The organism is Nocardia sp. NPDC059195 (assembly GCF_042754695.1).
In the GTDB taxonomy this organism is placed as follows: Bacteria; Actinomycetota; Actinomycetes; order Mycobacteriales; family Mycobacteriaceae; genus Nocardia.
This window is the reverse complement of sequence record NZ_JBHZBG010000019.1, coordinates 109,530-120,848: the sequence shown is the minus strand read 5'-3', so window position 1 is coordinate 120,848 and position 11,319 is coordinate 109,530. Positions and strand designations below refer to the sequence as shown.

The window sequence follows — 11,319 nt, the reverse complement described above, 5'->3', positions numbered from 1 at the left end:
GCCCGGTCCCATTCCGAACCCGGAAGCTAAGGCCACCTGCGCCGATGGTACTGCACTCGACAGGGTGTGGGAGAGTAGGACACTGCCGGAACATCATTGCGAAAGGCCCTCAACCATTGGTTGGGGGCCTTTTTGCGTTCCAAAGACCTCCCGGACCGGGTACTGCAGTCCGAACCATCAACATTTCAGAAACCGGCATGTCGGTGGTCCTGGTGAGCGACGATGATTCGACGTCGCTTCGGGAGGTAACCATGGACTGGCTCTTCACTCACCAGACACTGCGTCGTTGTGCGGCAGCCCTCGTGCTGCCCGCCGCGTTGATCGGCGCGGTAGCGACCGCGCCACCCGCCATCGCGGCGCCCGCTGCTGACCCGTTGGTCGGCGCGGTCGGTTCGGTCGCCGGCCTCGCCGGGATCGAGCTGCCCGCCACCTACGGACCCGAGACCGCGATCGTGGTGCTCGGATACGGCCTGCTGCCGGATGGCACGATGCGACCCGAACTGGGTAATCGCTTGCACGCGGCCCTGATTCAGGCCTATATGTCACCTGCTTCCCCAGTCATCGTGACCGGCGGCAATCCGCGCAACGGTGTCACCGAGGCTCAGGTGATGGCCGACTGGCTCACTATTCACGGTGTCGCCAGGCAGCGGCTGCATCCGGAAACCGAAGCCGGTTCCACCGTGCAGAACGCCGCGTTCTCGGCGCGCATGATGGAAGCGCTCGGCGTGACCAAGGCTGTCCTCATCACCTCCGCTGACCACATGCGCCGAGCCCTGGACAATTTCCTGGCCGCCGGCATCCCGGTAGTCGCCACTATGACCCCGGACGTAGCGCCCCTCTGGGCCCAGCCGTACGGCCCCGAGGAGTAGATGTTCCCGGGGATCGGACCTTTCATCCTGCCCAGCCATACGGCCCCGGCTGCCCAGCCATACGGCCCCGTTAGTTAAGTACATGACCTTCGCTAATTTGATAGCCGCGCCGATGTCGGTGCCGCCGTCTACGATGCGGGTGGCGTCATCGCGGGTTGCGAGGTCGCAGGGCGGTAATGGCAGACAGGGGAATTCGATGGATCGGCCGGTATGGGCGCCTGAAGGTGTCGATATGCAGCATCCAAGTCCGGCTCGGATGTACGACGCGTTGCTCGGCGGCTCGCATAACTTCGCGGTCGACCGAGACGCCGCGGAGATGGCTACCACGCTCGTCCCCGACCTACCGCGGTTGGCGCTGAGCAATCGCGCCTTCCTGCGCCGTGCTGTCCGCTTCATGCTCGACTCGGGAATCAGGCAGTTCCTCGACATCGGGTCGGGCATCCCCACCGCGGGCAATGTGCACGAGATCGTGCACGAGCTCGACCCAGAGGCGCGGGTGCTCTACGTCGACATCGACCCGGTGGCGGTCGCCCATTCGCGAACCATCTTGCAGGGCAATGAGCGCGCCGGTGCGATCGAGGCCGATCTACGCAAATCCGGCGACCTCGTCGCCGCGGTGCGCGAGACCGGGCTGATCGACTTCGACCAGCCGGTGGGATTGCTGCTGATCGCGGTGCTGCATCTGGTGCCCGACACCGATGATCCGGTCGGCAAGGTATCCGCGCTCCGCGAGGTGGTGGCGCCGGGTAGTTTCATAGCCATTTCACATCTCACCTCCGAGCTTCGGCCCGACGACGCCGGTAAACTGGGAACGCACTCGGTGAACCAATCCAAGGTCGGTATTCATTTCCGGACCAAGGATGAGATCGTCGCCTTGTTCGAGGGATGGGATTCGGTCCAGCCCGGCGTTGTCGAGCTGCCGTTGTGGCGGCCCGAGTCCGAGCGCGATCAGCACGAGAAGCCAGGCCGTTCGCTCGGTATGGGCGGGGTCGCGATCAAAGTGTAAGCCGCCTGGCATGGCGGTGCGACAGACGATGACAGGTGGATGAAGCAGTGGGGTCGTGGGAGCTGGCGCAGCGGTGGGCGGATGCCCTCGACGGCGTTGTAGCTCCTACCCTCAACCGCTCCCAGGTCGAAGAGATGCTGGCCGCCCTGTGTACCGGTCTGATCGACGCGGCGCGCGGCGGGGAGGATCCCGATATCGCGCGCCGCGCCGCTCGGATGCTGGTCGCCGCCAACTATCGTGATCCGTCGGCGGTCAGCCGTTCGGTGCGGGTGATCTGCGCCGACCTGGTCGAGATCGCTGCCGACGGCCCGGCCGACCCTGCCCTGCCGCGAATCCGGGACCGGGCGATCGGCCTGGCCGCCGACTTCGCGGCCGGCTTCACCGCGGCGTTGCGAGCGACTGCGCTGGCCGAGCAGGAGGCCACGCTGGCGGCGGTGCTCGCAGCGGCACAGGAGGCTGAGACCCGCAGGGCGCTGTCGGAGGCCCGTTTCGAGGCGGTTTTCGACGGCGCCCTGGTGGGTATCGGCACTGTCGATATGTCGGGTCAGGTGGTGAACTGCAATGCCACCATGGCCCAGATGCTCGGCCGGACCCCGGAGACGATGCCGGGCCGGACCGTCGCCGACATCCTCGGCCCGCAGAACCTGAACTTCGCGTTCGAGCAACTCCAGCGCATGGTCGCGGGCGAATCCGACAGCTTCCGCACCGAGACCGAGCATCTGCACACCGATGGCCGGGTCACCGCGATCGACCTGTCGATGTCGGCGGTGCGGGGCACCGACGGCGGTATCGAGTTCCTGATCGGCGTCGCGGTCGATGTCACCGAGCGCAAGCAGCTCGCCGACCGCCTGTGGCACGACGCCAACCACGACGCACTCACCGGTTTGCCGAACCGCCCGCACCTGTTCAAAAGGCTTGCCGAAGCGCAACCTCCGATCGGGGTGTGCTATCTCGACCTCGACGGTTTCAAGGAGATCAACGACCTGTGGGGGCACATGGTCGGGGACCGCGTCCTCCAGATCGTGGCCGACCGGATGCGCGACGCGGTGCGCCCGGACGAGGCGCTCGCCGCTCGCATCGGCGGTGACGAATTCCTCGTTCTGGTCGAAAATTGTTCCGGTGAAGCACAATTGGCGCGGCTGGTCGACAAGCTGCTGTCCGCCCTTACTGAGCCGCTAGAGGTGGACGGGCACGTGCTCGCCGTCGGCGCCAGTATCGGTGCCGCCTTCTTCGAGCAATTGCCCGGTGCCGTAGACGAATTGGTGCACGCCGCCGACGCGGCGATGTATCGCAACAAGAACGACGCGCGCCGCGATCCGGCCCGGTAGCGGCCGGGCCGGAGTCGATCAGACCGATTGGTGCTGGCGTTTCGCCGCCCGCGCCAGTGAGCGATCTCGTTGCTCCTCGAAGCGCAGCACCTCCCCGCGCAGCCGCTCGAGGAACGCCGCCAGATCCTCGCGCGCCCGCTCGCCACGTACACCGAAATCGTTGCGCTCGAAGATGTTCCACTTGCGCAGCACCGGCAGCAGCACCTCCTCCAAGTGCTGGCGCAGGTCGTAGATACCGTGCTTGGCCATCAGCACGCCGTTGCGCCGCCAGCCGGGCATGCCTGCGCCGGGCATCTGGAAGTTCTGCACGATGGTGTTGATCGCCTCGATGGTCTGGTCGGGGGCCAGATCGAGCGAAGCGGCGCACAGATTGCGGTAGAAGATCATGTGCAGGTTCTCGTCGGCGGCGATGCGGGCGAGCATGCGGTCGGCGAGCGGATCGTCGCAGACGCGACCGGTATTGCGGTGGCTGACCCTGGTGGCCAGTTCCTGGAAGGTCACATAGGCGACGGAGAACAGGAATCCGGCGCTGGACGAGGTGCGGATGTCGAAGTCCGGCGCCTTGTCGCCCACCACGGCCATCGTCGAATACCCGTTGGTCATGTGGATCATTCGCGCCTGCTCGAGCGCGACCGGGTCGACCCCGCGGGTCACCACGAGGTAGTCGCGCAGCACGATCCCGTGCCGGTTCTCCTCGGCGGTCCAGCGACCGACCCAGGTGCCCCAGGCGCCGTCCTTGGAGAAGTTCTCGGCGATCTCACGGTGGTAGGAGGGCAGGTTGTCCTCGGTGAGCAGGTTGGTGACCATCGCCGCCTTGGCGAGCTCGCTGAGCGCGGATTGTTCTGGGTCCCAGTCGATTCCGCCCATGGCCGCGAAGTTGCAGCCACGGTCCCACGGCACATAATCGTGCGGGTGCCAGTCCTTGGTCATCGACAGATGCCGGTTTACATTGCTCGCGGCGATGGGTTCCAGCTCGATCAGTAGTTCCAGTTGGGTCAGGTTCCTGGCCACGCTCGTTGCCCTTTCCGTTAAGTGAAAAGCGAGAGTTGCGTCGGTCCGGTAGTGTTGCCCGTCGTCACAATAGACCCGGCGCATGTCGCCTGGAAACGACACGGTGCTTTGCGCACTGTTCGAAGAATTTGGGCGCGTCGCGCCGAGTGCATATACGCTCCACCAGTTCAGCTCCATCAGCGGTTCCCGTTCAGTCGTGGCATAGCTAGAGAGAGTGAGCGAAAAATTATGACGGACATCGTGGTCACGAGCCTGGCGGCGACCACGTCGATCGCGGGCGACGTCGACTCGACCTGGAAGGGTCTGCTCAACGGCGAGAGCGGGATCGACGTCTTGGAAGACTCCTTCATCGACGACTTCGAACTGCCGGTGCGGATCGGCGGCCACCTGAAGGTGTCGCCCGCCCTCTCGCTCACCCGCGAAGAGGCGCGCAAACTGTCCTACGTCGAACAGATGGCCGTGGTCCTCGGCCGCGAGGTGTGGCGCAACGCGGGCAGCCCCGAAGTGGACCGCGATCGGCTCGGCGTCTCGATCGGTACCGGCCTCGGCGGCGCGGAATCGCTGATCTACGCCCGCGATCGGCTCCGCAACGGCGGCTACCGCAAGGTCTCACCGCTGACCGTGCAGGCCATCATGCCCAACGGCCCCGCGGCCTGTGTCGGCATCGAATTGGGCGCGCGAGCCGGGGTTTCCACACCGGTTTCGGCCTGCTCGTCGGGTTCTGAGGCCATCGCCAACGCGTGGCGGATGATCGTGATGGGTGACGCCGACATGGTGGTCACCGGTGGTGTGGAGGGGTCCATCCAGGCGGTGCCGATCGCGGCGTTCACGCAGATGCGGGCCATGAGTACCCGCAACGATGATCCCAAGGCGGCCTCGCGTCCCTTCGACGCCGACCGCGACGGGTTCGTCTTCGGCGAGGCGGGCGCGATGATGGTGATCGAGACCGAGGAGCACGCCAAGGCGCGTGGCGCGACGATTCACGCGCGACTGCTCGGCGCCGGCGTCACCTCCGATGGATTCCACCTCGTGGCACCGGATCCCGAGGGCACCGGCGCCGCGCGGGCGATGACACGGGCGATGCAGACAGGCGGGATCAGCCGCACCGACGTCACCCACATCAACGCCCACGCCACCGCGACCCCGATCGGTGACACCGCCGAGGCGAATGCGATCAGCAAGGCGATCGGCTCGCACGCCTCGGTGTACGCGCCGAAATCGGCACTCGGGCATTCGATCGGGGCGGTCGGTGCACTCGAATCGGTGCTGACCGTGCTCAGCGTGCGCGACAGCATCATTCCGCCCACCCTGAATCTGGACAATCAGGACCCCGCTATCGATTTGGACGTGGTGTCGGGTCAGGCGCGGCGCGGTCGCATCGATTACGCGGTGAACAACTCCTTCGGTTTCGGCGGTCACAACGTGGCGATCTCGTTCGGGCGGTATTGACGATTCGCCCATCCAAGGCGGGTACTGGTCAATGTGCGTTGAAAAGGATTGGGAATGATCGGCGAGACCTTCGACGACTATGTAGACGAACTGGGGACTATCAAGATTCCCGGTGATCAGACCTTGATCGACTTCGTCGACAAACACAGCGAGGCCAACGGGGACGACCTGGCCTATCGCTTCATCGACTATTCGACCGAACGTGAGGGGGAGTACCAGGAACTGACCTGGCGCGAATTCGGTGTGCGGCTGCGCGCCGTGGCCGCGCGATTGCAGCAGGTGACCGAGCCCGGCGACCGGGTGGCGGTGCTGGCGCCGCAGGGCCTCGACTATGTCGTCGCACTGTTCGCGGCGGTGTACGCGGGGAATGTGGCTGTGCCACTGTTCGATCCGGAGGAGCAGGGCCACAGCGACCGGCTGCACGCCGTCCTCGGCGACTGCGAACCCGCCGCGGTGCTCACTGTCGGCAGCGCGGCCGCGGGGGTGCGCAACTTCTTCCGCGAACAGCCCGCCGCGCAACGGCCGAGAATCATCGCGGTCGAGGCGATTCCCGACACGGTCGGCACGCGCTGGCGCAGGCCCGACATCAATATCGACAGTGTGGCCTACCTGCAGTACACCTCCGGATCCACTCGGGTGCCCGCCGGTGTCGAGATCACCCACCGCTCGGTGGGGACCAACCTGCTGCAGATGATCGATGCCATCGGGATCACCGAGAACGCGCGCGGGGTCACCTGGCTGCCGCTGTTCCACGACATGGGGCTGCTCACGGTGATCCTGCCGACCATCGGTGGCAAGTTCATCACCATCATGTCGCCGAGCGCGTTCGTGCGTAGGCCCGCGCGCTGGATCAAGGAGCTGGCCGCCCAGGCCGATGGCGCCGAAATCTATTCGGCGGCACCGAATTTCGCGTTCGAGCATGCGGCGATGCGCGGGTTGCCCAAGGGTGATGAGTCCCTCGACCTGTCGAATGTGATCGGTCTGATCAACGGCAGTGAGCCGGTGTCGGTGTCCTCGATGCGCAAGTTCAACGAGGCATTCGCGCCGTACGGTCTGTCCAAGACCGCGATCAAGCCGTGCTACGGGATGGCCGAGGCGACGCTGTTCGTGTCGGCGACCAAGCGCGACGACGAGGCGCGGGTGGTCTATGTCGATCGCGGGCAGTTGAACGATGGCCGGATGGTGGAGTGCGACGAGCATGCCGCGAACGCGGTGGCGCAGGTGTCGTGCGGACACGTCGCGCGGTCGCAGTGGGCGGTGATCGTCGATCCCGGCACCGGAGTCGAGCGTCGCGACGGCGAGGTCGGCGAGATCTGGTTGCACGGCGACAATATGGGCATCGGGTACTGGGGGCGGCCGGACGAGACCTCGGAAACCTTCCACAACCGGGTCGCGCGTATGCCGGTCGGCAGTCGCGCCGAGGGTGCGCCCGATGACGCGAAGTGGATGCGGACTGGCGATTACGGTGCCTATCACGACGGCGAGCTGTTCATCACGGGTCGCGTGAAGGATCTGGTGATCGTGGATGGGCGCAACCACTATCCGCAGGATCTCGAATACTCGGCGCAGGAAGCCAGTACGGCCCTTCGGCCCGGTTTCATCGCGGCCTTCTCGGTGCAGGCGGGGCAACTGCCCGCACAGGTGCTCGAGTCCGGGACGGCATCCGATCCGGCGGCGGAGCAGTTGGTGGTCGTCGCCGAAAGGGGTACGGGTGCGGCGAAACTCGAGCCGGGGCCGATCACGGATACGGTGCGTGCGGCGATCGCACGCAGGCACGGGGTGATGGTGCGGGATCTGTTGCTGGTGCCCGCGGGGTCCATTCCGCGGACGTCGAGCGGAAAGATCGCGCGGCGGGCCTGCAAGGCCGCGTATCTGGATGGGACGCTGCGCGGTGGATACCGGCAGCAGGCCTATCCGGACGCTCCGGAAGAGTGAGAATCGTTCGGCCACTGGATCTTCCGGTGGCCGAACGAGTCACCGAATCGCTCAGTTCACGCAGGGGATGGTGCTGTCGATGGTGGTGGACAGCGGTTTTCCCGCGTCGGGCAGTGGTGTCGAGCCGGACTTCGTGGTGGTCGGGGGTGCGGTCGTCGATGTCGTCGGGCTCAGCTCGGTTGGCAGGGTGAAGTCGGCGCCGAGTGCGACCCGGATGCGCCCGTCCTCCACCGACGGCGACGCGGAAACCGGAAGTCCACCAAGCAGTTCGGCCAGTGCGCGGGCGTCGTCGGCGGCACCGAGGCCGTAGGTGATGGTCGAATACTGGCCGTCACTCGAATCACCGTTGCCGATCAGGCCCGCGCGGTAGCCCCGGCTTGTCAGCGCCGCCGAGAGCACCGCGGCCTGACCTTTCACCGTGCCCACATTGTGCACATCGACCACGCTCGTCGGACTCGGCGCCGCGGTAGTGGTTTTCGGTGCTTCCTGACCGAAAGCCGCCCGCACCTCCCGTTTGATCGCGGCCGGGTCGACGATATTCACGTCCTGACCGTCGATCACGTCGTAGCGCACCACCGGCAGCGTGCGGAACTCCACCGGCACCGAACCGGCCGCGCCGAGGTCGCGGGCGAAGTCGAACAGATTCCAGCCGTTGGAGAGCACCACATCGCGGTGCGCCACATCCATCAGTGCCGACAGCTTGCTCAGGTTGGTCAGCGTTCCGGAGTCTTTGAGCGACTTGGCGACCGAGGTGAGGAATGCCTGCTGGCGGTGGGTGCGGTCGAGGTCGCCGTTGCGCAGGCCGTGGCGTTGGCGGACGAACGCGAGGGCCTGCGAACCGTCGAGGTGCTGGGTGCCCGCCGGGAAGACCGCACCGGAGAACTCGCTGTCGTCGACGGCGTTGTTCAGGCACACGTCGACCCCGCCGACCGCGGTGGCCAGGTCGTAGAAGCCCGCGAGGGAGATCTCGGCGAAGCGGTCGATGGGCACCCCGACGAGATTGCGGACGGTGGTGACGATGGACGCGCGTCCGGCCTCGCGGCCACGGCGCTCGAGCAGCACCGGATCTTTCTCGCCCTGCTCGATCAACTTCGCTTGTACCGCCGCCTTTTTCAGGCCGTACGCCTCTTTGATCTTGATCTGCTGGTAGCCGGGGATGCCGGTCACCGCAACGTAGTCGTCGCGCGGGATGGAGAAGGCGACGACCTTGCTCTTGTCGGCCGGAATATGCAGCAGGATCAGCGAATTCGCGTTGTAGCCGCCCTCGGTGCCGTCACCGGCGTGCAACTGATCGAGTACCTCCTTCGGCAGATCGTTGCCGTTGAGGTCTTTGCGGGTGTCCAAGCCGATCAGCAGGATATTGACGGCGCCGCCGCCGGACCGTGGGGCATCGGTACCGAGCGCGGTGGAGTGGGTGAAGCCGGAATCGAAGTCCTGCTTGGCCGACCAGGCCAGGCCGGTGCCCGCGAGCACGGCCAGCGCGGTCGTCGCCACGAGCATCCTGGCCATGATCAACCCGGCTCGGCGGGCGCGTCCACGCCGGGGTGCCCGGTGGCCGGCGGCGATGTGCCTGCCGACGCGCTGTGGTCCCCGGCGCGGTGACGCCGGAAAGTTGTTGTCCCCGTTCACCGCAGCGCGCTGCCTGCCTGCCACTGTTCCCACGGCACACTCCAGTCGCCGTTCTGCCACACCTCGAGCGGGGCGCCGCCGGTATTCCTGATTTCGACCACGTCGCCGGGTTGGGAGAAATCGTAGAACCAGCGGGCGTTCTCGCCACTGAGATTGAGGCAGCCATGTGAGACATTGGTGTTGCCCTGCGCCCAGATTGTGTCGTCGAGCTGGTGCAGGTAGATGCCGTCGGTGCTGATCTTGGTCGCCCAGCCGATGGTTTCCTTGTAGCCGAGCCGGGAGTTCACCGGCAGGCCGTAGGTGGAGGAATCCATCACCACCGGATTGGCCTTCTCCATCACGGTGTAGATCCCGGGTTGGGTCCAGAAGGTGATGGTCTTGCCCGCGACGGTCTGGCTGCCGCCCATGCCCATCGAGGTGGGCATGGTCCTGACCAGCGTGCCGTTCTCGTACACCCGCACCTGCTTGTCGTTGTCGTCGACGATCGAGACGTGCGACTCGCCGATGGTGAAACTGGTCTTGGTGTCTTCCTGGCCGTAGAGGCCACCGCCGAGGTCCTTGCCGTAGATGTCGGCCGTGAGCGTCACCACCGTGCCGGGTGTGTAGTAGTTCTGAGGGCGCCAGTGGGCGTTGCGGTTGTCGACCCAGTACCAGGAACCGGTGACGGGCGGATCGGTGGCGACCGACAGATACTTTTCCGCGGTGGCGCGATCGGGGACGTCCTCGTCGAAATGCGCGACGATGACCGTGCCGACGCCGAAGGTGCCCGACGAGGAGAGGGGAGTGCCGCCGGTGGTGCGGAAGGAGACCTCGGTCTGATTGTTGGGTGCCAGGGTGGAGAACGACGAGGTGATCGGGCCGACCTTGCCGGTGATGGTGACCGCCTCGGCGGTGACGGTGTAGGTGCGGCCGTATCCGAGCGGCACCGACGGTTTCCACGCCGACTGGTCCGGGGTGAGGATGCCCTCGACGGCACCGCCGTCCTCGTTGGTCATCGTGACCGCGGTGAGCTGCCCGTCGCTGGTGCTGACGCGGACCGGGCCGAGCGGATCGATCTCGGTCGCGCCGTCCTCCGGCGCGACCGAGATCGACGGTGCCGTCGGGGCGGCGGATTCGGTGTCCGAGTCGGTGGCCGAGCCACAGCCCGCGACCAGCACCAACAGCACGGCGGCGAGACCGGCTCGGAAACGTCGTCCTGACATGCGCCCTCCTGTGCTCGGTGCCGTCAGCTCTGCAAGCCGACCTCGACGTCGAGCGAGAGGTGGATCTTGTCGCCGATCACGGCGCCGCCGTCGGCCATCGGCATCTCGGTGGTGAGGCCGAAATCGCGGCGATTGATGGTGGCGGTCGCGGTGAAACCGGCGACCGGGGCGTCGGCCATACCGGGGCCGGTGCCGAGGAATTCGACCTCGAGGGTGACCGGGTGGGTGTTGCCGCGGATGGTGAAATCACCGGTGACGGAGAAGTCGGTTCCCAGCGCCTTGAAACCGGTGGCCTTGAAGGTGGCGATCGGGTGGTTGGCGACGTCGAAGAAGTCGGCGGTGGCCAGGTGGCCGTCGCGCTGCGGGTTGTCGGTGGTGACGGAGGCGACCTTCATCTCGACATCGGCGTCGGCGGTGCCGTCGGGGTGAACCACCAGCGTGCCGCCGAAATCGGTGAACCGGCCACGTACTTTGCTCACCATCAGGTGGCGCACGGAGAACTGCAGGGTGGAATGGGCCGGGTCGATGACCCAGGTTCCAGCGGGTAGTCCGGTAGGGGCCGACATGGTCTCTCCTCACTTGGCGATCCGGCCGCGTACGGGCCGACGGGCGTGAAGCGATAGCGCCAACCAGCGTAACCCCGTTCACCGCGGGCGGGTCAGTCCTCGCTGGTGGCGCGTTCGCCGAGAAACCGCAGGAGGGCGGGATCGGTAGAGGTGAAGCGGTCCACTTCCTGTCCGCCGGTGCATTCGTATAGGGCGATGGTCACCGAGTCCGGTCGGCGCCCTACGACCCGCCAGATCGCGCCGGAATCCTGCCAGCGGAGGAGGATCTCAACGGGGTCGGCGCTCACCTGATTCACCGTAGTGCGCGGCGATCCTGGGTGTTGG

At 66.3% G+C, this 11,319-nt stretch carries 10 protein-coding genes and 1 rRNA gene; 6 read left to right on the top strand and 5 right to left on the bottom strand.

All coding sequences use genetic code 11. The features are described 5' to 3' along the window. From rrf to ACFXKN_RS23125, 4 genes are all read left to right on the top strand, one after another. Positions 1-91, top strand: a 5S ribosomal RNA gene (gene rrf, locus ACFXKN_RS23140); the annotation flags it as partial. Positions 92-212: 121 nt separating this feature from the next. Next, complete coding sequence (locus tag ACFXKN_RS23135; RefSeq protein WP_379433784.1) at positions 213-869, top strand: YdcF family protein; 657 nt, start codon at positions 213-215, stop codon at positions 867-869. Between the two features lie 196 nt (positions 870-1,065). Beyond that, on the top strand, positions 1,066-1,875 hold the full coding sequence (locus ACFXKN_RS23130) for an SAM-dependent methyltransferase (protein WP_379433783.1): 810 nt from the start codon (positions 1,066-1,068) through the stop codon (positions 1,873-1,875). A gap of 35 nt (positions 1,876-1,910) precedes the next feature. Beyond that, positions 1,911-3,203, top strand: a complete 1,293-nt coding sequence (locus ACFXKN_RS23125) for a diguanylate cyclase domain-containing protein (RefSeq protein ID WP_379433782.1) — start codon at positions 1,911-1,913, stop codon at positions 3,201-3,203. Between the two features lie 18 nt (positions 3,204-3,221). Here the strand turns inward: ACFXKN_RS23125 and ACFXKN_RS23120 are convergent, their stop codons facing one another. Continuing rightward, a complete protein-coding gene (locus ACFXKN_RS23120; protein WP_379433781.1) occupies positions 3,222-4,214 on the bottom strand; it encodes an acyl-ACP desaturase in 993 nt (330 codons plus the stop codon). 201 nt (positions 4,215-4,415) lie between these two features. Between ACFXKN_RS23120 and ACFXKN_RS23115 the strand changes: the two genes are divergently transcribed. Then, a complete protein-coding gene (locus ACFXKN_RS23115; protein WP_378963549.1) occupies positions 4,416-5,663 on the top strand; it encodes a KasA/KasB family beta-ketoacyl-ACP synthase in 1,248 nt (415 codons plus the stop codon). 57 nt (positions 5,664-5,720) lie between these two features. Further along, on the top strand, positions 5,721-7,598 hold the full coding sequence (gene fadD32 / locus ACFXKN_RS23110; RefSeq protein WP_378963550.1) for a long-chain-fatty-acid--AMP ligase FadD32: 1,878 nt from the start codon (positions 5,721-5,723) through the stop codon (positions 7,596-7,598). Positions 7,599-7,649: 51 nt separating this feature from the next. Here fadD32 and ACFXKN_RS23105 read toward each other — a convergent pair whose 3' ends face one another. The 4 genes from ACFXKN_RS23105 to ACFXKN_RS23090 form a co-directional block, all read right to left on the bottom strand. After that, positions 7,650-9,164 carry an LCP family protein gene (locus ACFXKN_RS23105; RefSeq protein WP_378963551.1) on the bottom strand — a complete coding sequence of 505 codons (1,515 nt, stop codon included), beginning with the start codon at positions 9,162-9,164 and terminating at the stop codon, positions 7,650-7,652. Between the two features lie 59 nt (positions 9,165-9,223). Next, on the bottom strand, positions 9,224-10,429 hold the full coding sequence (locus ACFXKN_RS23100; protein ID WP_378963358.1) for an Ig-like domain-containing protein: 1,206 nt from the start codon (positions 10,427-10,429) through the stop codon (positions 9,224-9,226). Between the two features lie 23 nt (positions 10,430-10,452). Then, positions 10,453-10,995: a YceI family protein gene (locus tag ACFXKN_RS23095; protein ID WP_378963371.1), complete on the bottom strand. Its 543-nt coding sequence runs from the start codon at positions 10,993-10,995 to the stop codon at positions 10,453-10,455. A gap of 92 nt (positions 10,996-11,087) precedes the next feature. Next, positions 11,088-11,282, bottom strand: coding sequence for a hypothetical protein (locus tag ACFXKN_RS23090; RefSeq protein ID WP_378963375.1), 195 nt, complete (start codon positions 11,280-11,282; stop codon positions 11,088-11,090). Between the last annotated feature and the right edge of the window lie 37 nt (positions 11,283-11,319).